This is a genomic window from Bacillus sp. 95MFCvi2.1, from assembly GCF_000374965.1.
Taxonomy (GTDB): Bacteria; Bacillota; Bacilli; order Bacillales; family Bacillaceae_G; genus Bacillus_A; species Bacillus_A pseudomycoides.
The window spans coordinates 419,677-446,082 of record NZ_KB895691.1; the positions used below are offsets into that span (position 1 = coordinate 419,677).

Sequence of the window (26,406 nt, forward strand, 5' to 3'; positions counted from 1 at the left end):
GCTTATTACGTATAGAGGACGGATTTGCGATATGTAAACGGAAGGATGAATAACATGGCAGTTTATAGACCAGTACAAGTTTCATTTTGGCAGGATGCAAAAGTTATTGAGGAGATGACTCCAGAAGATAAATTATTCAATCTGTATCTTCTTACAAACCCATGTACTACACAAATTGGTGTATATCAAATTACAAAGAAACAAATGGCTTTTGATTTAGGATACTCCATGGAAAGTATTAATGCACTCTTAGATCGTTTTGAAAATCATCATAAATTGGTTAAATACAATCCAGAAACACGAGAACTAGCAATTATCAATTGGGGTAAATATAACCTTAATAGAGGCGGTAAACCAATTGAAGATTGTGTTCGCAAAGAACTTGATGGAGTAACAGATATTAGTCTTATTAGCTTAGTAACTCCAAAAGTTAAAAATGATAAAATTCGTGCTATTTTCGAAGATTTTCTTGCTGTTAACGATACGTGCCACGATACGTCCACGATAAGTGGGGAAAAAGAAGAAGAAAAAGAAAAAGAAGAACAACAACAAGAAGAACGTGCGAATGCGGAAGAGGTTGTTGTTAATCCAAGTTCTTTTTACGAGCAAAACTTCGGATTCATTACACCTTTTATCGCAGAAGGCATTAATGCATGGGTAGATGACTTAAATGCAGAGTTAGTTGTTAAGGCAATGGAGATTGCTTTAGAGAAAAATACTAGAAACATGTCTTACGTAAATACGATTTTACGAGATTGGCATCTTAAAGGCTTGAAAACAGTAGGTGATGTTGAGGCAGCTGATAAAGCATTTCGTGATAAACGAACAGCACAAGCAAAGCAACAACCTGTATATCAATCGGCAGCTATGTCTGAATCTACTAAGCAAGTGTTACAGCAGCAGGAATCATGGAAACAAAACATTCCTACAGACGAGGAACTTGCAGCACTTAACCAACAGAATGGATGGATGATGCAATGAGTAACGAAGTCATTCGCAATGTAGAAGCGGAGCAAAGTGTCTTAGGTAGCATCATCATGGAAGGGGAACTAATAAAGGATTGTCAGTTAAAACCAAATCACTTTTCTCTTCCAACACATCAAGCCGTTTTTAAAGCAATGAGAGAGCTTGAAGATGCTGAAAGTCCTATAGATCTTGTGACTGTAGTTGAAAAATTGGATAGTTTTATAAATCAAATTGGTGGCATTCAGTTTTTAGTTAATTTGGCTGAGAGCGTTTCGACAACAAAAAACTTTTCGTATCACGAAGGTCTTGTGATAGAAGCATGGAAAATGCGACATGCTCAAGAGGTAGCTGGTGATTTATATAAACGTCTTCAGAAAGACAAAGATATTAGTGCGATCAGCAATACAATCGATGAACTAAATGCGATAGAGGAAACAGGTTATTCAGGTGAGTTTGATTTAAAAGAAACGCTTGTTGGACTATATAAGAAAATGCAAATCGATGTTGGTGATTTAACAGGTATAAACACTGGGTACAACGATTTGAATCGAATGACTTCTGGATTACAAGCAGGAGACTTAATCATTGTTGGTGCACGTCCAGCAATGGGGAAAACAGCATTTGTATTAAATGTTACTTATCATGCCGCAAGTTCGGATACAGCAGTTGGAATCTTTTCGTTAGAGATGGGAGAGGAACAATTGCTCAAACGAATGATTTCTAGTGCTGGTAACGTTGATGCAACCAAAATGAAAAATCCTAAGAAGCTTTGCAATATCAAAGATTGGGAAAAAATCAGCCAAGCAATGGGATTGATTAACAATCTCTCACTGGAAATATACGATAAGGCAAATGTAACAATGCAAGAAATTTATGCGAAAACCAGGAAGCTGAAACGTAAGCATCCTGATAAAAAGGTATTAATAGCGATTGATTATTTACAGCTTATTGTTGGTGATCCAAAGCATAGAGGGAATCGTATGCAAGAGATTGGCGAGATTAGCCGGAAGCTGAAACTGATGGCTAGGGAATTGGATGTATGTGTAATTGCTTTATCACAGTTAAGTCGTGCTGTTGAGAGCAGACAAGATAAACGTCCTCTGTTATCTGATTTACGTGAGACAGGACAAATTGAGCAAGATGCTGATTTGATTGCATTTTTATATCGTGAAGATTATTACGATGCAGAAACAGCGAATAAAAACATAACTGAAATTATTCTGGCCAAGCAGAGAAATGGTCCTGTTGGTACAGTTGAACTTGCATTTATTAAAGAGTTTAGCAAATTCATTAATTTAGAGAGAAGATATGATAACCAACGGGAGGTACAGTGATGTTATTAAGACAGGAAGTTGAACGACGGAAATTGCTCATTATTCGTAAATTACTTAGTTTAGGGTTATCTGAAATAAACGAGAAAACATTAGATCAATTAACATTAACTCAACTTGAAGGGATTTTAACAACAGGCTTGCATGTATTGGAGGGACAGAGCGATGCCAAAGCAGCTAACAATATTTGATGTTGAGCCAGTAGTAGCATTTGATCCTAAGAAAGCGCATATGCATCGGTTGAATTCTCAAGTACGTTTTGCTGATGTGGTTGTTCAAATACCAAGCCAAGCAAGGGCAGTTGATGAGCTAAAGCTTACCACAGCTCCTAGTGAGAAATATGAAATGTTTGAGGAATATACAATTGGGATTTGGCGTTATAAGCGAGCGGAGGATAAACAATTTGAATGGGAAAAAGCCGAAGAACTTTGTAAGAAGGCAAGAGATAATAAAGAACCGATATCAATACGACTTCATCTATCCTTGGAACAATCATTTATTCCAGAAAACGTTGTGCAATATTTATAGGCAAATAAAAAAGCCAAGATTGCTCCCGACATAATTATTCGACAAAGTAATTATAACACATATAGGAGTGGTTTCGGTGGCAATTATCAAGGAAAACATTGCAGAAATGAAGGCTGAAATTTCATTAGTAGAAAATATGATTTATGTTGTGAAAGATGGACAAGTTCATCCAATAGAGCCACCCACAAGTGGTCACGGGGAACAGTCCTTTGTATATAAAAGTGGAAAAGTAACTCGTATGGATGAACGGAAGACGCAGTTGATTTAATACCAAATTTGAATTTTGTAGAAAAGCAGAATAAGGAAAGATGAGTAGATTATTAGCGAAATCCAACCCTAATCATTTCTTCATCCTCTATTTCAATTACGAATCTATATTCTTTATCTAATAACCAGTAATAAAAACTGACTGCATCAACGTCAGCTAGTGATTGGAATACATTATCAAGATTTGTACCTACTACAGGGATTTCATAGTTATCCCATAGTATAAAAATCTGTTCATTAAAATCTAGTTTGTGTGCTCTAATAAGGGAAATTAGTCGTTCTTTGTTTGGAACTACTAATTGATTGTCTATCTGTTCCCAATCTATTTTTCCAGAGACAGTTATAGGAAATGATTTTATTAAATTAGTAGCAATCTGCTGGCTTTTTCCCTGAGAGAAAATTAAAGTTTCGTCTCCTAGGGATTCAAGACATTCATTAAACAAAGGATTTGTATTATTCCTGTTTTTTGTTTTCAGTGCTCTTAACTTTTGTTGCATTTGCCATCGTCTTGAGGATCTATCATTCATTTTATCAATCCTTCTACAATTAATTAAGAATCAGTATAGCATATAGAAACAGTACTTAGGAAAGGAATTTTTTAAATTATGAACTAAACAAAAGCGTTATTTTATATTGAAAAATCCCTTGCAATTAAGGGGGATTTGGGTAAACCTTTATGGGGAGCTATTCTTTAGATAATGGGATTCTTACAGCTTCAAGTCTTTCGTATTCGATAGGACAATGAATAGGAAGTATGATGGACTCTAAAGTTTCGTTTGCTAGAGATTGTTTGAAAATTACTTCACCAGAAGGAGAGAAAAATGTAAATTGGATTTTCGTGTCAGGAGGAATTATTAATTTTGGTGATTTATTTTCCATGTTAATCAACTCCTAAAGTATTTGATTTTCTAAGAATTCCAAAGCGCATTCGATAAATATATATATGAATGCCTTTTCGAGAGCATTACTTTAGTAAATTGAGAAACTTAATAAAATAGTTATTTTGTAGCAAATAAAAAAGAGCACACATATAAATGTGCTCTTAGAAAAATAGGTTCTTATGAGAGAGGGTCTCCATACAATATCATATGCTTGTCTTATTTAAAGGTTCAAAAAATCAGCAAAAATGCTATTTGATATCTGACTTGTATATGTAAAAAGGGCATCTTTTTAAGATGCTCCTAGAAAGAGAGTTCTAATGCCTAATAGGTTTTCACTTATTTTTATATGTATACGTTGGTGTCGCTGTAAGCGTGAAAATTAAATAATTGAAATCACAATATGTATACGCAAAAAAGAGCACTGGTATGCAGTGCTCTTCAAAAGATAGGTGTCAAAGAACACTGAGCCAAAGTGCTCTTTGAATCAATGAGTAGTATAAGATATGCTAATCTCAAGAAGGTGTTAACAAAATTATAAAAAAGCCCTCTATAAAAGTCGAGCGTATGAGTGAATATGCCTCATTTCCATAAGTTACAGCTATGGTATAAACGAGATTTGAAATGTTATACAGGGATGAAAAGGATGAATAATAAAAAATTCATTTTGGTATTTAGATTTTTGTATCAGAAAAGAGCACTTTCGAATAGTGCTCTTTAAGGAGCTAGTTAACATTTGTATGTAGATTATTAATATATGTGTGTATCAGTTAAAGGTGAAAATAAAAATTGCATTTTAAATAAAAGAGCAGCTAGCAAAAGCTAACTGTTCGGCTCCAAGGTATCTCCAAAAGGGGGACGGAGAAAGAAATTTAAATGAGTTTTGGCATACAGCCTATCTACATTATTGACGGAATACTCGTTAAATAAACGTGAGGATATTTTTAATAGTAGTTTTTTAAAACACTTTTAATTTAGGGCTGATTCCAAAAAAGTGAAACACTAACAAAATATAATGTTATTAAAAGAGCAGTTCCTATAAGAATTCCTATGAGAACACCTATAAAAATCTTTGTCCATAAATTCTTCATCAATAGACCTCCTTTATGAAGAATATTAACATCTATCCAGAAATTGAACAAAATAATCCTTTTAAAAATTACTAAGACGAAAGAAAATGATATAATAATAGAAATTAAATATTTAGTCCTACTGGAAGAACCAGCGGACATCAAACTATTAAGAGTAATAACAATATTGCTCTGTGGTTTGGTGTCCGCTTTTTTTATTTTCATTAATAAAATAGATAAGGAGTGTTTATATATATGACACAATTGACATTCTTACCAAAAATCGACCGTAAAGCAACACAATCTCGATTAGAAGAGGTTCTTGAAAACGTTCGTATTTATAGACAATTTGGGATGATTAGAAATGAAATGAAGGTTACAGCTTCAGGTGAGATAAGATATCATGGACCAACAAATGTAGTAGGGAAACCAGCTGAAGATGTTGCTTTAGCGAATATAGGATTAAGTATAAGAGAAGAAAGGTTAAAACGCCTATCTTTTCAGATCGACAAGGCATTAAGTAGGTTTAGTAAGAATCAAAGAGACATTATTATAAAACGTTATTTAGAAGATGAAGAAGTTTTTGATTATATGGTTTATAACGAGATTGGCATGAGTGAGCGCACATATAGACGTAATAAGTCTAATGCTTTTTATAAACTAGCTTTCGCTCTGAGATTAGAAGCATATGAGGTAGAAAAGCATTATGGAGGGGGTGATCTATGAATTTTGTCCAACCTATTCGAGAGCCAGAGCAAATACAACAAATTAAAGAATATCTAAAGGAAAATAATGAACGCAATTATATTTTGTTTGTAATGGGAATTAATACAGGTTTACGTATTAGTGATATTTTAAAGCTACGAGTTGGTGATTTAAAAGGTAGCCATATTTCAATGAGAGAAAAGAAAACAGGCAAGCAGAAACGTATTCAATTGACACCAGCATTAAAGAGAGAATTGCGATGGTACATTGAAGAAAGGGATGATAATGATTACTTGATTAAGAGCCGTGAAGGAAAGAATAGACCGATTGGGCGCAGTATGGCATATAAGATACTTAGAAGTACGGCAGCGGAATTTGGATTAGATGAAATAGGAACTCATACACTACGTAAGACATTTGGATATCATATGTATATGCAGACAAAGAATATCGCTCTACTTATGGAGATATTCAATCATTCATCCGAAAGAGTCACATTAAGATATATTGGTGTTAACCAAGATGCAATGGATAAGGCTATGACTAAGTTCAAGATATAGCAAACATCCTTTTTCTTTTTTGTTTTTTTACAGTTAACCATTTTTTATGTGTTGTGTAACTCAAAATGAAAGGATTGATAAAGTTAAGCGTGACAAGGGATTTAGGAATTGGAGCAGTTACACAAAATATAAGATATGGGTAAGTGAAGCGACGGTATAAAAAAGAAGCGTTGTTCGTTAAATGGACGTACCACTCTATTACCATCAAGTTAAGAAATTCATTGAATAGTATCCGTTTTTATATAATTATTATTGATTTTGAAAAAATAAAAAATCGCCTTATTAAAGGCGATTCATAGTTTATTCATTTTGCATTTTTTTGATGAATAAGTATCTTTTTAAGTTAAATGCAATGTTCTACATTAACGTCTTTCTGGTTCTTTTTCTTTTCTTCTAAGACCGAATAAACCTACTAGTCCTAATAAACCAAGCCATGCCCAATTATTATTTTTACGATTATTATTCAAATCATTTGTTGTATTCACATTTCGAGTTCTAGTATCATAATTAACTCTATTCATGTTATCGTCATTAACTCGAGTTGTAATATTATTATTGTTAACTCTATCCGTATTATATCCATCGTATTCAGCATGGACGCTTGTACCAAAAATCAAAATAGTTAGTAATAGGGCACCTAAAATAGATGACAGTTTTTTCTTCATGGTTTTCCCTCCTTTCATATTTAGTAATGTCTCCAGTTCCTTTAGACAATATTCGTTTAAGAATATATAAATTCATTTGAGTTAAAATTATGATAAATATCTTTAATTTCTATTATTAAAAGTACTGATAATAATGGATTATGTTAATTGAAATATATGTGTTATTTATATGAATAATTTTTTTGTAGCAGTACATTCTATAAGGTGTAATTACTATATATGGGTAAGGTGTGCCTTATGAGTTATAAGAACTTATTTTCTTTAACCCGGAACATGGTTGGGAAAATTTTTTCTATAGTAAGAGTTGTTATTAAAAGTTTAATTTCTTTAAGGAGGAATATTTTAATGGGTGTTTTAAGTGGAAATCCACAAAATGAACCAATGCACTACGGAGAAGTCTTTGGGATTTGGAGTTATCTTGCAGCGGCACAAGGTGCAATTGCTGGATATCAAGTTCTTATTAACCACACAGGAGACGAGGATTTAAAGAAATTTTTAGAAAATCTTGTAGAGAATGATATCCAATCAGAAGTTGAAGAATTAAAAAATTTATTAAAATTAAATGGTGTTGCATTACCACCAGCACCTCCAGAAAGACCAGTTGCATCTATTGAAACGATTCCTCCAGGTGCTCGTATTAATGATGCAGAAATTGCAGCTAAAGTTTCCATGGATCTTGCTGCTGGATTAGTAGCATGTAGCCAAGCAATGGGACAATCTCTTCGAGAAGATGTAGGAATGATGTTTGGTCAATTCCATATGAAAAAAGCACAAGCTGGAGCTATATTACTTCGTCTGAATAAGAAAAAAGGTTGGATTATTCCGCCTCCATTACATGTTCAACAATCAGAACAAGCATAACACCTTAATAGAAATTCAATTTATTCTTTATGGTTGTTGCAGTGGGCTTGTCTAGGGAAATAAAGGTTATTGGCGAATTAAAATAAGTGGCAGAGTCGTGACCGCTTTTTGGCCGTAAATGTGCCGGTTGTTTTAGAATCACCATGTTATATTTGTATTGTGAGAAGTGGCGGAAAACACTTCTCACAAGGATACCTTTATAATTCTAAACGGCTTCATATTGACGGCATAATTTAAAATCCGTAACCAGCTTTAATGGTATTGATTGAATGATCTCGTTAATATAGGAGGGCTTTTTGCTCTTCTCTCAGGAACTTGATACTGTGTAGATGCAGTTGTGCAAACAACATTGGCTTCTTGAGAAAAGAATAAAACTTCATTTACCGTATTTAAATTACAAATTAATAAGTAGTGATATAGCATCCATTCGGGTGCTTTTCTTTGTTATATAGAAATTACACATTAAACTAGTGAACATTTGAATGAGACAAGCATATACTACTTGTACCTTCATTAACTTTAGTAGCCTTGACTTTCGTTAATGGGATTCTCGTAATCCCTTAAAAGGAGCGCTCGCGGAAACGGGTGCTCTTTTTATTATATAAAGCGGATAGTTTTAACAGGAAGGAAGATAAATGATGGACGAAATACAACGATTTATTGCTAACAATACACATCAACTTGGATATATTATGGAAGAAGCTAGCAGGAAGTGGAAAGAGCAAGACCCTAAAGGCGCCTTGACAGTGGGACCATGTAAAGGAGTTATAGATTCTTATGGTAGTTATTATGATCTTTTAGAAAAGTTAGCATGCCTTCAAGAATGAAAGAACATTAAGCATAATGATTAAACCAATATCAATTATCCTAGGCGCTGCCGTTATCGGTTTAGCGTCTTATTTTATTGTGAGGAAGTGATGGGGTGTTTTGGTTAGGAGGTCTTATGGGATACTTCATAGGTACACTTGTTACTTTATTAGTAGTATATTTTGGTTATCGCATTGGTGAGGATAAAGAAGGTTAAGGGGTGAAGGAATGAACATTAATATTGAATCACTTAGAGAAGCCTTTAACAAGTTAGCGTATGAATTATATAAAGTAATCTCTCAGTTGTTTTCTAGCTACTGGGAACAAATTAAAGAACTTTCAGCAAAGTATATGGAGTGTAAGTTGGAACGTCCAGAGCGTCCAGTATATGGATACGTTAAACATAAAGTAATAAGATCACAGGTTATGTATCGTAAGCCTATCTGTGTACGAGCAAGGATGGTGTGCTAATGATTGACTATATTAAACTCATAAGAGAAGGAAAACTTATGAAGTTCTACAAGTCTAAAGAGTGGAGAGAGCTAAGGCTTAAAGCTTTAAAGCGAGATAACTATGAATGTCAGATGTGTAAGTCAAAAGGTAAATACAAACCTGCTGAGAATGTGCATCATCTTAAAGAAGTAAAGACGCATCCACATTTAGCATTAGACTTGGATAACTTACAATGTTTATGCATTCGATGTCATAATGAAGTACATGATCGGTTAGATAAGATTGAGAAGAAAAAACCTAAGTTCTTGAATGAGGAACGGTGGTAGCTATGATTATTGTGGATGGTAGTTGGACATTCGATACTGGCTTAATGATTCAATATGCTGATACTGATAAGGAAGAACGAACTTCATATGAACGTGACATGTTGAATCAGTTTAGAAAGTATTCTTACTGGCGTTACTGTCAGATAAGAGACTGTGTTAATCCAAGGAAGTGCAAACGACTTAAACTTATTGATGTAAGAGAAAGATCGCAAGATGAAGAGAAATTAAAATTTACTATAGATATTCTAAAGATTTCTAGTGAAGAAGTCTTTTTTATTTTAGATTTTATCGAAACATACTTTGAATTAGTTTCCTAAAACCCCCCCGGTCAAAAATTTTAGCTTTTTTTCTGGGGAACCATTCAACGGGGAGGGGACGTCGGAAAAAATATTTTTTGATTTTCTCACGTGAGGGGGAGGGGTGCACACAAAATACAGGGTGCATCCTTTTTAAATTCGTTTAAAACCGCCTCAAATTTGATGTATGGAAAGAGGTGGTGAATATGGATGAATAATAATGCGACACCTCAAGAAGCCGCTCACAGTGACTATTTAAGCGGTATGAAGTATAAGGATATAGCAGAAAAATATTCTGTTTCTATGAATACCGTCAAGTCCTGGAAAAAAAGATATAACTGGCAAAGAGAGGGTGCACACAAAACACAAAAGGTTGCAACAAGAAAGAGAAGGGTGCACACAAAACCAAAACCGAAAATTAATCAGCTAAAAGAGACCATCAAACAAGATCTGATGAATCAATTGCAGGAAAACGGAACATTCGGTGCACATTATGTAGATTTAGTATCTGACTATATGGCACTTTGGGATATTAAAAACAATCTTATCTTAGATATAGAAGAAAGAGGGGTTGTTGTTGAGTGGTCTAATGGAAGGCAACAGGGGAAAAAGAAAAATGAAAGCATCGGTGAATTAAATAAAACAAATGCTCAAATGTTGAAACTTTTAGCTGAATTAGGATTGAAAGCAACAGAAGTAGATAAGGATGAGGATGATGACGAAGACGTATAATTATCACCCCTACATTGATGATTACATGCGAATGGTTGAAAACGGAGAGATTCAAGCTTGTAAAGAACAAAAACAGCTTATGGAGTTTCTACGATGGAAATTAGATCAACCAAACGTTGTAATAGATGCAGAAGTAATTGAAAAATCAGTGGGTGTTCCAGCACCTTATTTTCCTTTTGAATTATTCCCGTGGCAGAAGTTTTGCAATGCATTTATATTTGGCGTTCGTTATGATGACGGTCGATTGATGTTTGATCGTTTTTTAAATTTATTGGGGCGTGGTGCTGGTAAAAATGGTTGGATGGGCTACGATAGTTTTTTTATGCTGACATCTCATCATGGAATACCAAACTACGATATTGATATTGTTGCAACATCAGAAGATCAAGCAAAAACTTCATTCGAAGATGTTTACAATGTTTTAGATGATCCAAAACATAAGAAAAAAATGAAGAAGAATTTTTATAAATCTCAAACATTGATTCAACATAAGCGTACAAAATCAAAAATGAACTACAATACATCGAATGCTAGAACAAAAGATGGTAAGCGTTCTGGTATTGTTATTTTCGATGAGATACATGAATATGACAATTACAAGAATATAAAGGTATTCACTTCTGGTCTTGGTAAAAAGAAAGATCCACGTATTTTCTATATTTCTACAGATGGTTATGTTCGTGGTGGTGTTCTGGATGATTTAAAAGAAGAAGCAAGAGCAGTATTAAATAAAGAGTTGCCAGATTCCACATTATTTCCGTTCATTTGTAAACTAGATGATCCAACAGAAGTAGATAGTGAAGAAATGTGGGAAAAAGCAAATCCATCATACCGATACAATACATCTTTACAACAAAAAATGCGTCAAGAATACTACGATATGCAGAAAAACAGTTCATTACGTATCGAATTTATGACAAAACGAATGAATTCACCAGTAGAGGATTCTAGAAAAGAAGTTGCAACCTATGAAGATAGATTAGCAACAGATCAACCTTTTCCAGAGAATCTAAAAGGTATTGATGCAGTAGGCGGTATTGATTTTGCAGATGTTCGAGACTTTTGTTCTGTTGGTTTGTTATTTAAACATGATGGGAAAAGATATTGGATGCAGCACACTTTCATTCATCATATGGCTTTAAAATTGCAAGATATCAACCCCGATATTATTGAAATTGCAAAAGAAAAAGGATTATGTACAATTGTTTATGATAAATCCATTGATGCAGATCGTGTTGTAAATTGGTATTTAGAACAAGCTAAGGTATTTAATATCAAGAAAGTCGCTTGTGATAGTTTCCGTGCTTCTATATTAGAAGGAAAATTCAAGGAAACAGGGATTCCCTTAGAAGTTGTAAGAAGAGGACCAATTACACATGCAAAATTAGCACCTTTAATTGATGAAATGTTTATTAAACAATTAATTGTATTTGGTGATGATCCGTTAATGCGTTGGTATGTAGGGAATGTTTATGTTGATGAAAAAGGAAATGGTAACAAAGAGTATTGCAAGATTGATAAAGAAAAACGGAAAACAGATGGTTTCTTTGCTTTTACTCATGCTTTAACACAAGATAGTGAATTAACAGAAGCAAAACCATTTTCTGTTGGTGCATTTAGAGTAAGAACTTACTAGAAAGGCAGGTGAGGGAATGGGTTTAATTGATTGGATAGGCGGTTGGTTTGGAAAAAAGAGTAGAGCAGATTTAAAAAGCTGTTTTTATGAAGCATCTGTTGATTACTTCTTTAAAAAACTAGCTGTTAATACTTGTGTAGATTTAATTGCAAATACGCTTGTTCGTTGTGAATTTCAAACCTTTGAAAAAGGAAAAGAGGTTCGAAAGGGAAATCACTATTTATTTAATGTGCAGCCCAACCAAAACCAAAACGCTTCACAATTTATGCATAGTTTAGTCTCACATTTAATTTATGATAATGAATGTTTAGTAATTATGCATAACGATCAACTATATATTGCAGATAGTTTTAGCAAAGAAGAATTTGCATTAAAAGAAAATATATATAAAGGCGTTACTGTTAAAAACTTCACTTTTACCGAAAAGGTATTTAAAGAGAGTGAGGTTTTTTATTTTCAATTAAATGATGAAAATATCATGAATGTAATTGATGGTTTATATAGTAGCTGGGGCAAATTAATTACTTCTGCTACAAGTATTTATAAGCGTTCTAATGCAATGCGTGTTGTTGTGAAAGGTGAATTTTTAAGAGCACAAACACCAGAAATGCAACAACAAATGGATGCAATGTTTAATGAACAATTCAAAGCGTTTTTTGAAGCAGATAATGCAGGTGCTGTGTTCCAATTACAAGATGGATATACATTAGAGAATTTTAGTAACACTTCCAAAGGAAATAAATTAGATAGTCGAGATATTAAAGCACTTGTTGATGACATTATTGATTTTGTTTCAATGGCTTTTCATGTACCAAAAGGAATGTTAAAAGGTGATGTTGTTGATGTCTCCAAGCAGACAGATAATTTCCTTATGTTCTGTATTAATCCGCTTGTAGAACTTATTACAGATGAAATAAATCGTAAGTTTTATAAGAAGGAAGAGTACTTAGAACGAACATATTTAAAGATAGATACAAGTCGTATTAAATATGTAGATATTACACAACTAGCAAGTGCTTGTGATGTGTTCTTTAGAATTGGCGCAAATTCAATTAATGATATTTTACGCATGTTAGGACGTGAACCAATTAATGAGGAATGGGCAAATAAACGGTATGTTACGAAAAACTATGAATCAGTTGAAAATGCTGCAGCATTAGGGGGAGGTGATGAGGATGACAGTAACGGAAATTCCGAAAATCAAAAATAGATTTGAAGTACTTAATAGTGCAAATACTGAAGAAGCAGATTTATATATGTATGGAACTATTTCAGCATATTCGTGGTATGACGGTATCTCAAGTAGTAAAGTACGAGAGCAGTTAAAGAATATTACAGCAAAAACAATAAACGTTCACATTAATAGTGGTGGTGGAGATGTATTTGAATCAATTGCCATTTCTAATTTATTAAAAAATCATTCTGCTCAAATCGTTATTCATATTGATGGTTTGGCAGCAAGTGGAGCATCTGTTATTGCAATGGCAGCCGATAAAATTATTATGCCGAAAAATACAATGATGATGATTCATAGAGCGTGGACATATGCAGCTGGTAATGCTGAAGGTTTACGAAAAGTAGCTTATCGCCTTGATAAAATTGATACTGCAGTAACAGAAAGTTACACTTCCCGATTTGTAGGAGAAAAAAACGAATTAGAGGAATTGTTAGCAGAAGAAACTTGGTTGACTGCTGAAGAATGTAAAACATTTGGCTTCTGTGATGAAATTGTAGATGAGATTGAAATACCAGAAGAAGATAATGAAGAAGATGAAGATGATGAAACAACAAAAGAAAAAATATTAAACAAATATAAATCATCAGTATCAGCTAGTACAAAAGAAGAAAACCAAGATAATACGAACAATACTAAAAATGCTTTATTTGCATTACTAACAGCACTGAACACTTCCAAAAGGTAGTGTTTTTTATTTTGCATAAAATAGGAGGAAATGAAAAATGGCAATTAAAAATTTAGATCGTGAAGCACAGAAACAAAATGAAATGAAAGAAAAATTATTGAATGCAATGAATAGTGGGAATGAAGAAGCTGCAGCTGCAGCTATGGTAGAGTTTGCAAATTCTATTCAAGAAAATATTATCAATGAAGCACGTCAAGCGGTAAATGAAGATTTAACAGATCAACAAGTAATGGCAAGCCGTGGACTACAAGTTTTAACAAAAGAAGAACAATCATATTACAATGAAGTAATTGCAAATAAAGGATTTGCAGGTACAGAAAAATTAGTTCCAGCAACAGTTTTTGAGCGTGTATTTGAAGAGTTACGTTTAAATCACCCGTTATTAAACCATATTCAATTTGTTAACACTACTGGTGTAACAGAATGGGTAGTGAAAAAAGGGCATGTACAATCTGCATGGTGGGGTAAACTTTGCGAAGAAATTAAAGAACTTTTAGATGATGGTTTTGAAGTTATTTCAACTAATCTATATAAATTAAGTGCATATGTTCCAATCTGTAATGCAATGTTAGATTTAGGTCCAATTTGGTTAGATCGTTATGTTCGTGAAATTTTAACGGAATGTATGGCAATTGCATTAGAAGAAGCAATTGTAAACGGAACCGGAAAAGACCAACCAATTGGAATGATGAAAGATCTTAATGCAGCAGTAACAGCAGGTGTTTATTCTGATAAAAAAGCAATTGCACTTACTAATCTATCACCAGCATCATTAGGTAAGGAAGTAATGGCTCCACTTACGAAAGGTGGAAAACGTGCAGTAAGCAATGCGTTAATGATTGTGAATCCACTTGACTATTGGGAAAAAATCTTCCCAGCAACAACGTTTTTAACACAGAATGGAGCATATGTATCTGGTGTACTTCCAATTCCAGCAACAGTTGTTCAATCATTAGCTGTTCCAAAAGGAAAGATGGTTGCAGGAATCGCAAAAGATTACTTTATGGGCGTAGGTTCAACGCAAAAAATGGAAAGTTCTAAAGAATACCGTTTCCTAGAAGATGAAACTGTTTATTTATCTAAACAATATGCAAATGGTCGTCCAAAAGATAATGAATCATTCTTAGTATTTGATATCAGTGGTTTAAATGCTGGTGGTAGTCAAACACCTACACCCTAAGAAATCCTCCACATTAAGAGTGGAGGGAATTGATTTTAGTGGCATGTTAAAACCAGAATTAATTGCTTACGCAAATCAACATAATATAGATATTTCTTCTGCAACCTTAAAAGAGGATATTCGTAAAATTATAGAGGAATCAGTTACAAATGGTGATTAAAATGGGGAAAACATTAGATGAAACATTACTTGAAGATGTAAAAAGCCGTTTGCGTATCACTTGGAATGATGAAGATGAACAAATAAATAAAACAATTGAACGTGGAAAGGCGTATTTACAAAATCTTTGTGGTACGTCTTTTTCATTTGATGAAGAAAATCAAGTAAAGCAATTATTGATTGAGCGTTGCAGATATGAATACAACAATGCTCTAGAAGATTTTGAAAAGAATTTTCGAGGGGAATTACAACGGTTAATTATAGATGCCGCCTTAAAAGAGAGGGCAAAAGATGAAGCCATATAACGAAACATTTAATGACGGTTTTCTAAAATACGGACGGACAGAAACAAAACGTAGTGAAAATGGAAAACGGATTAAGGGGATTTTTTCTGAAGAAGGTAAACTTGCTTTTAGGGAATTATCTGCACGGGATAGTGATTATCAATCTTGTGGACTATTAAATGCAAAGCTAGATAAGAAAGTAAAAACACTGTTTCCTCCTTCTTTTCGTTCCGTTAATAAGAACAAGTTAAAAGTAGTTATAGATGGTTTGCAATACGATTTGATTAAAGTCGATTCAGACAAGCAATATTTATATTTTTATTTGCAGGAAGTAGGTGGATATGATGAGCAACGAACAATCGAAGAAACGACTGCAAAAAATGAATAGCTTGCTAATTTCAAAGTTGAAAGAACATTTTGAGGTAGGGGTTTATCAAGATCAAGTGAGTGAAGATGAAGAAGAAAATTATCATTATTTCATTTTTGAAACAGGCGGTTTTGAAAAAACAGATAACAAGTTCACACTAAAACAAAATGTTTTAATTCGTTATTATTCTGAAAATCGTGATGATCTAGATGAAAGAATGTTAGATATTATTGCAGCACTTGAATCTGCAGGACATTCATTTCAACATTCTAATAAAACGTCTATTCAAAAAGGCGAACTAGATGAATACATTGATGAAATTGAGATTTATGTAACAAGGCTTGTAAAATATGGCTGCTAGTTCATGGAGTTTAGAGTTTGGAGATATTGAGAAATTAGAAAACAAACTGAAACAGATTCCGAACAAGTCAGAGCAAGCACTAAATAAAGTGCTACATAATGACGGTGTAAATTTAGCATTAGAATCTATTCAACCTCAAATCCCTATCTCTACATGGAAAGGGAGAGTTAGAAATAAACGACATGCAAGAAATGAAAAAGCACTAACAAATAGCAAAATGAACCTTGGTTTTACGATTCGTCCAACACCAAGGTTTAATTATTTAAAATATCCCGATTTAGGTATTGGGAGATCAGCAAAAAATACTCCTCAAAAAATATTGGAGCGAGGATTGCAAACAGCTACACCCAAAATATCTGAACGTTTAAATACGGAGTTAGATAAAGCTATTCAACAAACATTAGGAGGTTCATAATATGGCAAAAACAATTGTAGAAGAATTTGATCCAATGACATTTACCAATGTAGGGATTCAATTTATCGAAGGTGGAGTACAACAAACAGGAACAAAGTTTGGTTGTGTGGGAACTATCGAAGGTGAAACGGAAATGCTTGAAATCGTTAAAAAGTGCGAGGGATTAGAAGTAAAAAAGATTTCTAGACCATCCAAAATAACTTTGACTCTTTCGGGACATTTACGTGTAGACGTTCTTAGAAAGATTTTCGGAATAAAAACAGATGGCTTAAAACCTGGCGTATGGTCATATGGTGCTAAATCTAAAGGTAAACCATTCGTCCTAACTGCTGATGTAGTTGATGAATTTGAAGATTTACAAAAACTAGTTGCCTTTTCTAACTGTGCTTCTTCAACAGGATTCAAATTTAAAATTGAAAATGGCGCTGATGAAGTTGCAGAAACAGAGTTAGAATTTACAGCAATGAAGGATAGTAATGGTGAAATGTACTATGAAGCATTAGTAGATGAATTAGAAGATCAAACAGTAAAAGATCAATGGCATACAAAATTCACACCAGAACTAGTAAAAGCGACAACTCAAACACCACAACAGTAATAGGGGGGCAACAAATTGGTGAAAGTAGAAATTGTAAAATTACAAGAAGTAGAAACTGTACAGTTAGACAACGGACAATTCCAAAGAATAACTAAAAATCAACAAACTGTCCCTTGTTATATTACAAATTATGCAGTGAAGAAGGGAAAAGATTTAGGATTACTAGAAGAATCCCTTTTGCAAGGGTTATTTAAATTAAAAGGTTTAGTGAACGTTGATCCAAATCAACTTGATAGTATAGATAGTACTGCTTTACAAGGAATTGACGAAGTTGAATTACAAAAGATCATTTATTTAGGGTGCTTAGGTGCAAATAAAAATTTCCCTTATGATTTTGATGCATTTTTAGAGCGATTTCATTATTCCTTTGATGCAACAGTAAAATTATATGCACAATTAATTTCTGGTGTAACAACGGGACAACAAAACGGATTTGCACAAGGATTAGACAAAAGTACAAAAACGGGAAAAAAGAAATTCAACCACCGAAAATAAACATTGAATGCATAGAGGACAAATATGTTCTCTATGTTTTAATTTATGGGATTGATCCAGATACATTTTGGCACTTTCCTGTTGCATCGGTGGAGCGAATAGCTGAAGGAAAACTTGCTTTTGATGGTTGGAAAGCCAATCCACGTTAAAGAAAGGCAGGTGAAAATATGGCAAATGGTCCAGAATCAAAAATAACATTTAAAGTTTTCAATCAAGAATTTAATAAAGCAATGGGTGAAATGAAGAATGAAAGTACAAAGTTACGTCAAGAATTCACCTTGCAACAAGAACAACTTAAATTAAGCAGTACAGAAACAGAAAAACTAACTGCAAAGTTAGGATATCTACAGCAGCAACAACAATTAGCAGCGCAAAAAGTTGCAGCAACTGAACAACAATTAAGTAAAGCAAAAGCTATATATGGTGAAAACTCTGTAGAAGTTGAAAAACTTGCACGTCAATTAGCGAATGCTCAAATAGCTGAACAAAAGTTTTCAAATCAAGTTAAAGAAACAGAATCAGCACTTCAAAGATTAGGACAACAAAATAGTGTTGCTGCACAAGAATTAAATAAATTAAGTGCAGAAGAAACTAGTCTTGCAAATAAATCAGCAAAATTACGTGCTGAATATGATTTGCAACGTGCAGCACTTGGTAATAATGCAACTGAATCTGAAAAATTAACGGCAAAGATTCATTACTTGGAACAAGCTCAGCAAAATGCTGCTCAACAAACACAAAATTGTGTACAGAAATTAGAAGCTGCTAAATCACAGTATGGTGAAAATTCTGCTGAAGTAAATAAGCTTGAAACAAAATTATTACAACTAAGAGCCGCAGAACAACAATTGCAAAATGAAGTTCAACAAACAAATACAGCACTATCTGAACAAGCAAACACTGCAAGCCAAGCATCAGAGAAAATTAATGCTGCTGGTGAAAAGATGCGAAGTGCTGGGGAAGCTATGTCTACGACAGCAACACCAGCTATTTTAGGTTTAGGTGCAGGAGCAATGAAAGTAGCTTCTGATATGGATGCTTCACAAAGAAAAATCCAAGCAAGTTTAGGTTTAACAGCTGAAGGTGCTCAAAATCTTGAAAAGATAGCAGAAAGCACTTGGAAAAATGGATTTGGTGAAAATCTAGCGGAAGTTGATACAGCATTAATAAAAGTATTTCAAAATATGCGTGATGTTCCACATGAGGAATTACAAGATGCAACTGAAAATGTATTAACACTTGCTCAAACATATGATGTTGATCTGAATGAAGCAACCCGTGGTGCAGGACAGTTAATGTCACAGTTTGGTTTATCTACACAAGAAACATTTGATTTGCTTGCTGCAGGTGCTCAAGAAGGTTTGAACTATTCGGATGAATTGTTTGATAATCTTTCAGAATATGCACCGCTGTTTAAACAAGCAGGTTTTTCTGCTGATGAGATGTTTAATATTCTAGCAAATGGTACTCGTGATGGTTCTTACAATCTTGATTATATTAATGACCTTATAAAAGAATTTGGAATTCGTGTGCAAGATGGTTCAAAAGGTGTTACTGAAGGCTTTGGAGAGTTATCGCAAGAAACTCAAGGCGTTTGGGCAAGTTTCAATGAAGGAAAAGCAACTACAGCTGATGTGTTCGATGCTGTATTAAACGATTTAAAACAAATGGATGATAAAGTAAAAGCTAATCAGATTGGGGTTGCTCTGTTCGGTACGAAATGGGAAGATATGGGTGCAGAAGCTGTTTTGCATCTAAACGAATTAAATGGTGGACTAGGCAAAACTGAAGGCGCTATGGATAACATGAAAAAGATCCAAGAGGAAGCATTTGGGCAACAGTTTAAAAGTATGTTGCGAGAATTAGCAGCTGCTCTTGAACCTTTAGGGAAAGTTTTATTATCGTTAGCAAAAGATATCATGCCTTCTATTTCAAGTGCAGTAAAAACCGTATCAGATGGATTTAATAATTTATCTCCAACTGCTCAAAAGATCATCATAATAGTTGGTGGAATTGTTGCCGCCATTGGTCCCTTGCTTATAATTCTATCCTCACTTGCACCACTAGCTGGTGCATTAGCTGGTGCATTGGGAATTACTGCAGGGGCAATGCTTGGGTGGATAGCCATTATCCCGATTATTATAGCGGCTGTTGTTGGATTGGTTGTTGCAATCGTTCAGAATTGGGATTCTATTAAAGAATGGACCATAAATACTTGGAACGCTATTAAGGAATTTTTAATAGGTATTTGGGATGGTTTACTTCTAACATTGACTAATACTTGGAATATGATTAGCACAACTACAACAACAGTTTGGACTGCTATTTCAGAATTCTTCACAATGATTTGGAATGGCATTGTACTGTTTATCACTACAGTTTTACAGGGGATTGCTACATTTTTTACAACAACTTGGACTGCTATTTCAACTTTCTTTATGGAAATTTGGAATGGAATTGTAGCCTTTTTAACACCTGTCTTACAAGGGATTGCAGATTTCTTTTCATTGATTTGGAATGGTATTTCTACTGTAATTCAAACCGTATGGAATTTTATTAGTCAATATTTACAAGCGATTTGGAATGCTATTTCTTACTTTGCAACGCCAATATTTGAAAGGATTAAAACTTTTATTACAGGTGTATGGAATACAATTAGTTCTACTACAAGTACGGTTTGGGAAGCGATTAAAAACTTCTTATCTACTTGTTGGAATGGACTAGTTTCTTTTGTCACGCCTATTTTTAATCGTATTAAAGATTTTATTGTTTCTGTATGGAATACAATTAGTTCTACTACAAGCACGGTATGGAACACGATAAAAAATTTTTTATCAAGCATTTGGAATTCTATTGTTTCTGTGGTAACTCCAATTTTCAACAACATAAAATCAGCAATATCTACTGTTTGGAATGCAATTAGTAGTACAAGTAGCAGTGTTTGGAAAGGCATAAAATCTACTCTTTCAAGTATATGGGAAGGTATTAAATCGACAGCTTCTAGTGTTTGGAATGGGTTAAAAGAAGTAATTATGACACCCGTTCGTTGGGTTACTGGTGCAGTAGAAGGCGCTTTTAATGGAATGAAATCTGCTGTATTAGGTGTTTGGGATGGTATCAAAAGCGGTATCAGAACAGTCATTAATGGTATTATTAGTATGATTAATAAATTCATTGATGGATTTAATACACCTGCTAATCTATTAAATAAAATTCCCGGTGTAGATGCACCAACCATTCCACATGTACCGATGCTTGCAAAAGGTGGGCATGTTTTAGGGGATGGACAATTTATTGCCGGTGAAGCTGGTCCCGAATTATTCAGTAAAAAAGGAAATAAAGTATCTGTTACACCTTTAAGTTCTTCAGAAAAAGCAGCTGGTATTGGTGGACAATTGAACTTACTTACAAGAAATGTTGCGGAAACGATACAAAATGCAGCTGCACAATTGGCACAAATAGTTGCATTTGATGTACCCAATGCATTAGGGGATGCACTTTTAAATGGTCTTCCTAATATTGTAGGAACAACAACAGGAGAAGGCAGTAATCAACAACCAATTGAAGTTAATTTTTATAATACTGTTCGGAATGAACGTGACATTGATCGTATGTTTGAAAAAGCGGATGATTGGTTTGCACAAAAAGGACGTAACTTGAATATTGGCATAGGGAGGAATTGATTTGCTAGACATTGGAATTGATAAGGGATTAGCGAGTGATTACGGATTATGCATGGTAGATCGTCCTGTTATTCCTACTGCAAAACAAAAAGTAGAACACATAGAAGTACCCGGAAGGCACGGTTCACTCACGAAAAAAGGGGCATTTGAGGATGTACCTTTTAAAATTAAATTTAATTTGCTAGAAGAAGAAAATATAAAACCTTTAGTACGTGATATAAAAGTTTGGCTTGCGAATGGTAAAACTCTCTATTTTACAGATGATGAGGTATATCGAAAAATCAAACATGTAGAAATCGGCGACATTGTAAATGAAATTGAAGAGTACGGAGAATTTGAAGTGGAATTTACACTTGATCCTTTTGAATATGTTGAAACAGTTCCATTTGTAGTAACGAAATCAGAAACGTTTATGAATATCGGAACATATGAATCTGCTCCTAAATTTGAGATTTTTGGGAATAATGATGTGCGAATTATGATAAATGACGTTTCCTTTCAAATAAAAGGAATAACCAATTTTGTTATAGTTGATTCTGAACTTCTCATTGCTTATGAAGGCACAAAACCAATAAAAACAGTAGGGAGTTTCCCTGTTTTCAAAGTTGGAGAAAATACAATTACATGGTCTGGAAATGTAAATAAAATTCTAATTGAACCACGGTGGCGATATGTATGATTACACTATATGAAGCAAATGAAACAGATTTTACACACAATGGAATAGGGGTTTTAGATAACCATATTTATGATGCAACTGTTGAGGAAGAACTCAACGGTTTATTTGTATTTACTTTTAGTTATCCTTTATTTGCTCCTCACGGAACAAAAATTGATGGTATGAGCATTGTTAAAGCACCAACACCTGATGGAGATCAATTATTTCGTGTTGTGACACCTAAACCAAGCATGGGCGAATTAAAAGTACAATGCTATCACATTTTCTATGATCTAACTGAAAACTTAATTGAGGATATATTTATTCAAACAACAAACGGAAACGGTGCAATGAATCGTTTATCAGCAGGATGTCAATATAAGCATCCGTTTACCTTTTATTCTGATATACCAACCATTGCAAGCGCTCGTATTGTACGGAAAAATCCAGTCGAAGTGATTTTAGATAATAATCAAGATAACTCTTTTATCAATCGTTGGGGTGGCGAATTAAAACGAGATAATTTTGATGTGAAAATGTTAAAGAATCGGGGAATGGATAGAGGAGTTGTCATTCAACACAAAAAAGATTTATTAGGATATGAAGGAAATGTTGATTGGAAAAGCCCTGTTACAAGGATTATGCCACAAGGGTTTGATGGTTTGCTTTTACCAGAAAAATATGTTGATAGTCCACTTATAAATAAATATCCTCATCCTAAAATTAGAGTGGTGGAATTTAAAGATATAAAAGCAGCTATTGGAGATCATGCAAAAGATGAAGATGCAGTTCCATTGGAAGAAGCATATAAATTATTGCGCAAAGCTGCAAAAGAAATGTATGAGATTCAAAGAGTAGATCAACCCAAAGCAACATACAAAGTTGAATTTCTAGAACTATCACAAACAGAGGAATATAAAGACTATGCTGTTTTACAGAAGGTGTACATGGGGGATATCGTTACTATCAACCATGAAGAAGATAACCTTCATATTCAAGCAAAAGTAAATGCATATAAATATGATCCAATTGAAAAGAAATATATCGACTTAACGATTGGGAATTTTAAAGAATCCTTTACAAACTTAGCCAATAAGCTGGATCAGATGCAAAATAACTTAGAAGATATGCCATATGATATTTTAGATGCAGCAAAAGAACATGCAACCAATTTAATTAATAGTGGTTTTGGTGGTCATGTTCGCATACATCCAGACAGAATTTTGATTATGGATACAAAAGATGAAATGACAGCTACAAAGGTTTGGCAATGGAATATTAACGGTTTAGGGTATTCGAGTACTGGAATCAATGGTCCATATGGACTTGCGATGACAATGGATGGGCGAATTGTTGCTGATTTTATTACTGCTGGAACAATGAATGGGAATTTAATAAAAGGTGGAGAAATAAACGGTGCTACTTTAAGAACGTCTGATACAAAAAATTACGTAAGTATATCAAAACAATTTATACGTTTGTTTGAGTCAGACATTACCCGTATGTTTTTAGGATATTATACAAACTCGAGAAAAGAAATGCAGCCTACTCTCTTTTTAGGTGGAGATAATGATGTAACTGCTTCACAGGGAGCGGTAGCAGTATATCAACTTTCTGACAGGTATCCCAAAGTTGGCGGCATTGGTATCACTAGAGGATATGAAAGCGGAAGTAAAACAGATTTGTACTTTCCAGCAAGTATTATCTTCGACCAAAATGGAAAGATGAGTATAAAAGCAGAAGAGTCTTTAAATATAGATGCATTATACTCATACATGAATTTAACTGCTGCAACAGATTTCGCAGCGAAAAGTAAAAAGAATCTCATGCTTGAAGCGACTGAAGAGAATATGCATTTTACAGCAGGAAAAGGATTCCTGTTTCATCAAAACGGAAAGAGAATCTTTTCGGTAAAAACTTCTTCTAGCGGTGATACAGACTTAGTGCTTCAGTATTCTTTGCTACGAAATTCTAATTCTGCAAATGGATACCTTCAAGTTATGTCTGGCACTGGTTCATTTTATGGTGGGATTTTAGCCGCTGATTTTAAAGTATCATCAAAGAAAAAATACAAGACAAACATTCGTGATATTGGATTTAGTGCATTAGATAAAGTAATGGATTGGGATATTAAACAATACAACCTTAAAACAGATATGGCAAAACTTTATGATATGCGTATGAATCGAAAAGAAGGAGAACCACCAATTACTACTGATGCAATTCCAACACATTATGGTTTAGTTATTCCAAATGAAGAGGAAGAAACAGGTGTAGGTTTATATGGTATGCTCTCACAATTAACAAAAGGGTTTCAAGAATACGTAACAAAAACAGATGCTAGAATTGAAAAAATAGAGCCACAACAGCCTAAGGGAAATGTAAAGCATAGAGGAAGATCAAAACGCACGAGAAGACCACCTAAACGCCTTAAAAAAGGTGCGATTGAAAGGAGCGTAACGAAATGAGAAATGAAGTAATTATAATTGATTTGGCTGATCCAGTATTCACAAAAACCATTCGTTTACGCCAAAATGATAAAAATGGCTTAAAACTAACTGTATATCTAAAAGATAATGGTAGAGTAGTTGATTTAACTGGATATGTAGCAAAGTATGAAGCAACAAATAATAAACAGTTTATTCGGGATGATGCCAAAATTATTGATGTAAATAATGGAATCATTGAATATATATTACCTGCTAAAGCGGTCTCAACTTCTAACGAATGGATGGCTTATTTTGTTATAGAAAAGGGAGATTCAGAACGTACAAGCACACCAGATATCCGAATTGTTTTAAGAAGAGATGTCAAAGAAGGAAATATCAAACTGGAAAGTTATATTTCTGATTTTGAAAAAGCCTTGGAACAAGTAGCAGGATATAGAAAAGAAATTGATGATACAAATAAACTAATCGTAGAGTTAACAAAATTAATTAATGCAAATAATGTTCAAGTGCCAAAAATCACAACAGATGTAGGTGGTGCGTTAATCTCGGTTAGTGATCCTACAAAAAATATTCTTGATGAAATTGTAGCCAGAGGACTAGGGATAAACACAATTTATTGTCATGGCAGTGTGCAAGGAAATACACCTAACGCTAAATCGTGGCGTGGTATCTCATTTATAAATTCCCCTACTTACGGATTTATTTTTGCAAAAGATTATCAAAACAAACTCTGGACTAATTATATTGATGATGCAAAAGGTTGGTTAGGATGGCAGGAACATCCATCATTTGAAGATGTGAAAAAACTGTTCTCATTATGGGGATTTGACGAAAAGAGATTGCTTTTGAATGGTAAATCAATTTTAGAAGAAGAAGCTGATGCTTTAGTTATTAGTAAAGACTCGAAATATAAAAAAGTTAAAGTTGAAGCTGATCTCTTAATCCACAATAAACTTCAAGCTCCTTCTAATGTGGCTGTTTGGTTTCATAAAGAAAAACGCTACAATAACGGAAAGTGGATTGTAGAATTTAATGATCTTCCTCGTTGGGGGTTTAATAGAAGTGTAGACCGTTCTGGTGGTCTATTTCATATTAAAGAAAGTGGTATCTATGATATACATGCTTACATGTCTTCATTAGCCCAAACAGCAGATGCTGAACATATTCTGGAAATCCACATATTAGACGCAAGTGGAAAAACAATTGAAGAGCATGAAATTGCAGGGGAAGTTTCAGGATATGTGAGTAAATGGATTAGGATGACAGGTAGTTTTTGTTGGTACTTTACAGCAGGGCAAAAATTTAAGGTTGTTTATAACAATAAAGACAAGGATCAGATTTATGTTTGGGAAGCGAGAACTACTGTTACCCAGTTATCAAAAGGGTTAGATGAAAATACACCGGTCTAAAAGCAAGCGTGCATGAGCAGGCTTTTTTATTTTGCTTGAAAGGAGGTGATTACGATGTAGAAAAAGATAAGAAATAATGCGGTAAAAGTAAGAGCCAATTAAAGAGAATCAAAAAATCAAACAACAAAATTCAAGGGAGATGTTCAATAATGACTAACAATGAATTAAAACAAGAGGTAATTAAAGAGATTCAACAACAATTCGGATTAATTCCAGGATTCTTCAGTGAGGATAAGGAAGCACAAGCTATCTTCTTAAATAAAGGTAGTTATGAAAGCAGTGTTTGGATGGATGGCGAAGGACTCTTTTATATGGATGATGTAGCATGGGAGGAATTAGCGATT

At 33.9% G+C, this 26,406-nt stretch carries 31 protein-coding genes and 1 pseudogene; 29 read left to right on the forward strand and 3 right to left on the reverse strand.

The genetic code is table 11. The annotated features are described in order from the left end of the window. The first annotated feature begins 54 nt into the window (after positions 1-54). The 5 genes from C568_RS0105330 (at position 55) to C568_RS0105350 (ending at position 3,093) form a co-directional block, all read left to right on the forward strand. On the forward strand, positions 55-981 hold the full coding sequence (locus tag C568_RS0105330) for a DnaD domain-containing protein (protein ID WP_018780947.1): 927 nt from the start codon (positions 55-57) through the stop codon (positions 979-981). Further along, positions 978-2,300, forward strand: coding sequence for a replicative DNA helicase (gene dnaB, locus C568_RS0105335; protein ID WP_018780948.1), 1,323 nt, complete (start codon positions 978-980; stop codon positions 2,298-2,300). The genes C568_RS0105330 and dnaB overlap by 4 nt, the downstream gene beginning before the upstream one ends. Continuing rightward, positions 2,300-2,488 carry a hypothetical protein gene (locus C568_RS0105340; RefSeq protein WP_003199559.1) on the forward strand — a complete coding sequence of 63 codons (189 nt, stop codon included), beginning with the start codon at positions 2,300-2,302 and terminating at the stop codon, positions 2,486-2,488. The genes dnaB and C568_RS0105340 overlap by 1 nt, the downstream gene beginning before the upstream one ends. Beyond that, positions 2,463-2,825, forward strand: coding sequence for a hypothetical protein (locus C568_RS0105345; protein WP_018780949.1), 363 nt, complete (start codon positions 2,463-2,465; stop codon positions 2,823-2,825). Before C568_RS0105340 ends, C568_RS0105345 begins: the two co-directional genes overlap by 26 nt. A gap of 76 nt (positions 2,826-2,901) precedes the next feature. Continuing rightward, positions 2,902-3,093, forward strand: coding sequence for a DUF3954 domain-containing protein (locus tag C568_RS0105350; RefSeq protein ID WP_003199563.1), 192 nt, complete (start codon positions 2,902-2,904; stop codon positions 3,091-3,093). A 52-nt stretch (positions 3,094-3,145) separates the two neighbouring features. Here C568_RS0105350 and C568_RS0105355 read toward each other — a convergent pair whose 3' ends face one another. Then, positions 3,146-3,619, reverse strand: coding sequence for a CDI toxin immunity protein (locus C568_RS0105355; protein ID WP_003208136.1), 474 nt, complete (start codon positions 3,617-3,619; stop codon positions 3,146-3,148). A gap of 157 nt (positions 3,620-3,776) precedes the next feature. Beyond that, positions 3,777-3,971 carry a hypothetical protein gene (locus C568_RS0105360; protein WP_003208133.1) on the reverse strand — a complete coding sequence of 65 codons (195 nt, stop codon included), beginning with the start codon at positions 3,969-3,971 and terminating at the stop codon, positions 3,777-3,779. Positions 3,972-5,295: 1,324 nt separating this feature from the next. Here C568_RS0105360 and C568_RS0105370 point away from each other — a divergent pair. Together C568_RS0105370 and C568_RS0105375 are read left to right on the forward strand one after the other, a co-directional pair. Next, entirely contained in the window at positions 5,296-5,766 is a 471-nt protein-coding gene (locus tag C568_RS0105370) for an ArpU family phage packaging/lysis transcriptional regulator (protein WP_003199569.1), read from the forward strand. Further along, positions 5,763-6,305: a site-specific integrase gene (locus tag C568_RS0105375; RefSeq protein ID WP_018780951.1), complete on the forward strand. Its 543-nt coding sequence runs from the start codon at positions 5,763-5,765 to the stop codon at positions 6,303-6,305. The genes C568_RS0105370 and C568_RS0105375 overlap by 4 nt, the downstream gene beginning before the upstream one ends. A 362-nt stretch (positions 6,306-6,667) precedes the next feature. On the opposite strand, the gene C568_RS0105380 is transcribed toward C568_RS0105375, so the two are convergent. Further along, a complete protein-coding gene (locus C568_RS0105380; protein ID WP_018780952.1) occupies positions 6,668-6,970 on the reverse strand; it encodes a WGxxGxxG family protein in 303 nt (100 codons plus the stop codon). A 345-nt stretch (positions 6,971-7,315) separates the two neighbouring features. On the opposite strand from C568_RS0105380, the gene C568_RS0105385 reads away from it, so the two are divergent. The 22 genes and pseudogenes from C568_RS0105385 to C568_RS0105495 all read left to right on the forward strand — a co-directional run. After that, a complete protein-coding gene (locus C568_RS0105385) occupies positions 7,316-7,831 on the forward strand; it encodes a DUF3231 family protein (protein WP_018780953.1) in 516 nt (171 codons plus the stop codon). Positions 7,832-8,469: 638 nt separating this feature from the next. Continuing rightward, complete coding sequence (locus C568_RS0105390; protein WP_231398641.1) at positions 8,470-8,658, forward strand: hypothetical protein; 189 nt, start codon at positions 8,470-8,472, stop codon at positions 8,656-8,658. 208 nt (positions 8,659-8,866) lie between these two features. Then, the gene (locus C568_RS0105400; protein ID WP_018780954.1) at positions 8,867-9,109 is read left to right on the forward strand and encodes a hypothetical protein; all 243 of its coding nucleotides are present in this window, start codon (positions 8,867-8,869) and stop codon (positions 9,107-9,109) included. After that, entirely contained in the window at positions 9,109-9,417 is a 309-nt protein-coding gene (locus C568_RS34600; RefSeq protein ID WP_018780955.1) for an HNH endonuclease, read from the forward strand. Before C568_RS0105400 ends, C568_RS34600 begins: the two co-directional genes overlap by 1 nt. A 2-nt stretch (positions 9,418-9,419) precedes the next feature. Continuing rightward, positions 9,420-9,734 (forward strand): hypothetical protein, encoded by a 315-nt coding sequence (locus tag C568_RS0105410; RefSeq protein ID WP_018780956.1) that lies wholly within the window; start codon positions 9,420-9,422, stop codon positions 9,732-9,734. A 189-nt stretch (positions 9,735-9,923) separates the two neighbouring features. Continuing rightward, the gene (locus C568_RS0105415; protein WP_018780957.1) at positions 9,924-10,445 is read left to right on the forward strand and encodes a P27 family phage terminase small subunit; all 522 of its coding nucleotides are present in this window, start codon (positions 9,924-9,926) and stop codon (positions 10,443-10,445) included. Further along, positions 10,429-12,081 carry a terminase TerL endonuclease subunit gene (locus C568_RS0105420; RefSeq protein ID WP_018780958.1) on the forward strand — a complete coding sequence of 551 codons (1,653 nt, stop codon included), beginning with the start codon at positions 10,429-10,431 and terminating at the stop codon, positions 12,079-12,081. The genes C568_RS0105415 and C568_RS0105420 overlap by 17 nt, the downstream gene beginning before the upstream one ends. 16 nt (positions 12,082-12,097) lie before the next feature. Next, positions 12,098-13,291 carry a phage portal protein gene (locus C568_RS0105425; protein WP_018780959.1) on the forward strand — a complete coding sequence of 398 codons (1,194 nt, stop codon included), beginning with the start codon at positions 12,098-12,100 and terminating at the stop codon, positions 13,289-13,291. Next, on the forward strand, positions 13,257-14,003 hold the full coding sequence (locus C568_RS0105430; protein ID WP_018780960.1) for a head maturation protease, ClpP-related: 747 nt from the start codon (positions 13,257-13,259) through the stop codon (positions 14,001-14,003). Before C568_RS0105425 ends, C568_RS0105430 begins: the two co-directional genes overlap by 35 nt. Positions 14,004-14,040: 37 nt before the next feature. Beyond that, the gene (locus tag C568_RS0105435; RefSeq protein ID WP_018780961.1) at positions 14,041-15,183 is read left to right on the forward strand and encodes a phage major capsid protein; all 1,143 of its coding nucleotides are present in this window, start codon (positions 14,041-14,043) and stop codon (positions 15,181-15,183) included. A gap of 19 nt (positions 15,184-15,202) precedes the next feature. Further along, a complete protein-coding gene (locus tag C568_RS34130) occupies positions 15,203-15,343 on the forward strand; it encodes a hypothetical protein (protein ID WP_231398642.1) in 141 nt (46 codons plus the stop codon). 1 nt (position 15,344) lies between these two features. Beyond that, entirely contained in the window at positions 15,345-15,647 is a 303-nt protein-coding gene (locus C568_RS0105445) for a head-tail connector protein (protein ID WP_026008416.1), read from the forward strand. Next, the gene (locus tag C568_RS0105450; protein ID WP_018780962.1) at positions 15,634-16,014 is read left to right on the forward strand and encodes a hypothetical protein; all 381 of its coding nucleotides are present in this window, start codon (positions 15,634-15,636) and stop codon (positions 16,012-16,014) included. Before C568_RS0105445 ends, C568_RS0105450 begins: the two co-directional genes overlap by 14 nt. Continuing rightward, on the forward strand, positions 15,968-16,354 hold the full coding sequence (locus C568_RS0105455; RefSeq protein ID WP_026008417.1) for a hypothetical protein: 387 nt from the start codon (positions 15,968-15,970) through the stop codon (positions 16,352-16,354). The genes C568_RS0105450 and C568_RS0105455 overlap by 47 nt, the downstream gene beginning before the upstream one ends. Further along, positions 16,344-16,769 (forward strand): hypothetical protein, encoded by a 426-nt coding sequence (locus C568_RS0105460; protein WP_018764119.1) that lies wholly within the window; start codon positions 16,344-16,346, stop codon positions 16,767-16,769. Before C568_RS0105455 ends, C568_RS0105460 begins: the two co-directional genes overlap by 11 nt. Position 16,770: 1 nt before the next feature. Continuing rightward, positions 16,771-17,367, forward strand: coding sequence for a hypothetical protein (locus C568_RS0105465; protein WP_018764120.1), 597 nt, complete (start codon positions 16,771-16,773; stop codon positions 17,365-17,367). Between the two features lie 18 nt (positions 17,368-17,385). Next, entirely contained in the window at positions 17,386-17,862 is a 477-nt protein-coding gene (locus C568_RS0105470) for a hypothetical protein (RefSeq protein ID WP_026008418.1), read from the forward strand. 167 nt (positions 17,863-18,029) lie between these two features. After that, positions 18,030-21,545: a phage tail tape measure protein gene (locus C568_RS32335; protein WP_018780963.1), complete on the forward strand. Its 3,516-nt coding sequence runs from the start codon at positions 18,030-18,032 to the stop codon at positions 21,543-21,545. Position 21,546: 1 nt separating this feature from the next. Beyond that, complete coding sequence (locus tag C568_RS0105480) at positions 21,547-22,224, forward strand: phage tail domain-containing protein (protein WP_018780964.1); 678 nt, start codon at positions 21,547-21,549, stop codon at positions 22,222-22,224. After that, complete coding sequence (locus C568_RS0105485; protein WP_018780965.1) at positions 22,221-24,671, forward strand: phage tail spike protein; 2,451 nt, start codon at positions 22,221-22,223, stop codon at positions 24,669-24,671. Before C568_RS0105480 ends, C568_RS0105485 begins: the two co-directional genes overlap by 4 nt. After that, entirely contained in the window at positions 24,668-26,062 is a 1,395-nt protein-coding gene (locus C568_RS0105490; RefSeq protein WP_018780966.1) for a BppU family phage baseplate upper protein, read from the forward strand. The genes C568_RS0105485 and C568_RS0105490 overlap by 4 nt, the downstream gene beginning before the upstream one ends. 149 nt (positions 26,063-26,211) lie before the next feature. Continuing rightward, positions 26,212-26,406: pseudogene (locus C568_RS0105495) on the forward strand (hypothetical protein); the annotation flags it as partial.

Bases quoted from the DNA above. Each gene is read 5' to 3' on its own strand.
- C568_RS0105330 (WP_018780947.1), top strand. From the start codon at position 55: ATGGCAGTTTATAGACCAGTACAAGTTTCATTTTGGCAGGATGCAAAA.
- dnaB (WP_018780948.1), top strand. From the start codon at position 978: ATGAGTAACGAAGTCATTCGCAATGTAGAAGCGGAGCAAAGTGTCTTA.
- C568_RS0105340 (WP_003199559.1), top strand. From the start codon at position 2,300: ATGTTATTAAGACAGGAAGTTGAACGACGGAAATTGCTCATTATTCGT.
- C568_RS0105345 (WP_018780949.1), top strand. From the start codon at position 2,463: ATGCCAAAGCAGCTAACAATATTTGATGTTGAGCCAGTAGTAGCATTT.
- C568_RS0105355 (WP_003208136.1), bottom strand. From the start codon at position 3,619: ATGAATGATAGATCCTCAAGACGATGGCAAATGCAACAAAAGTTAAGA.
- C568_RS0105360 (WP_003208133.1), bottom strand. From the start codon at position 3,971: ATGGAAAATAAATCACCAAAATTAATAATTCCTCCTGACACGAAAATC.
- C568_RS0105370 (WP_003199569.1), top strand. From the start codon at position 5,296: ATGACACAATTGACATTCTTACCAAAAATCGACCGTAAAGCAACACAA.
- C568_RS0105375 (WP_018780951.1), top strand. From the start codon at position 5,763: ATGAATTTTGTCCAACCTATTCGAGAGCCAGAGCAAATACAACAAATT.
- C568_RS0105380 (WP_018780952.1), bottom strand. From the start codon at position 6,970: ATGAAGAAAAAACTGTCATCTATTTTAGGTGCCCTATTACTAACTATT.
- C568_RS0105385 (WP_018780953.1), top strand. From the start codon at position 7,316: ATGGGTGTTTTAAGTGGAAATCCACAAAATGAACCAATGCACTACGGA.
- C568_RS0105390 (WP_231398641.1), top strand. From the start codon at position 8,470: ATGGACGAAATACAACGATTTATTGCTAACAATACACATCAACTTGGA.
- C568_RS0105400 (WP_018780954.1), top strand. From the start codon at position 8,867: ATGAACATTAATATTGAATCACTTAGAGAAGCCTTTAACAAGTTAGCG.
- C568_RS34600 (WP_018780955.1), top strand. From the start codon at position 9,109: ATGATTGACTATATTAAACTCATAAGAGAAGGAAAACTTATGAAGTTC.
- C568_RS0105410 (WP_018780956.1), top strand. From the start codon at position 9,420: ATGATTATTGTGGATGGTAGTTGGACATTCGATACTGGCTTAATGATT.
- C568_RS0105415 (WP_018780957.1), top strand. From the start codon at position 9,924: ATGAATAATAATGCGACACCTCAAGAAGCCGCTCACAGTGACTATTTA.
- C568_RS0105420 (WP_018780958.1), top strand. From the start codon at position 10,429: ATGACGAAGACGTATAATTATCACCCCTACATTGATGATTACATGCGA.
- C568_RS0105425 (WP_018780959.1), top strand. From the start codon at position 12,098: ATGGGTTTAATTGATTGGATAGGCGGTTGGTTTGGAAAAAAGAGTAGA.
- C568_RS0105430 (WP_018780960.1), top strand. From the start codon at position 13,257: ATGACAGTAACGGAAATTCCGAAAATCAAAAATAGATTTGAAGTACTT.
- C568_RS0105435 (WP_018780961.1), top strand. From the start codon at position 14,041: ATGGCAATTAAAAATTTAGATCGTGAAGCACAGAAACAAAATGAAATG.
- C568_RS0105445 (WP_026008416.1), top strand. From the start codon at position 15,345: ATGGGGAAAACATTAGATGAAACATTACTTGAAGATGTAAAAAGCCGT.
- C568_RS0105450 (WP_018780962.1), top strand. From the start codon at position 15,634: ATGAAGCCATATAACGAAACATTTAATGACGGTTTTCTAAAATACGGA.
- C568_RS0105455 (WP_026008417.1), top strand. From the start codon at position 15,968: ATGATGAGCAACGAACAATCGAAGAAACGACTGCAAAAAATGAATAGC.
- C568_RS0105460 (WP_018764119.1), top strand. From the start codon at position 16,344: ATGGCTGCTAGTTCATGGAGTTTAGAGTTTGGAGATATTGAGAAATTA.
- C568_RS0105465 (WP_018764120.1), top strand. From the start codon at position 16,771: ATGGCAAAAACAATTGTAGAAGAATTTGATCCAATGACATTTACCAAT.
- C568_RS32335 (WP_018780963.1), top strand. From the start codon at position 18,030: ATGGCAAATGGTCCAGAATCAAAAATAACATTTAAAGTTTTCAATCAA.
- C568_RS0105485 (WP_018780965.1), top strand. From the start codon at position 22,221: ATGATTACACTATATGAAGCAAATGAAACAGATTTTACACACAATGGA.
- C568_RS0105490 (WP_018780966.1), top strand. From the start codon at position 24,668: ATGAGAAATGAAGTAATTATAATTGATTTGGCTGATCCAGTATTCACA.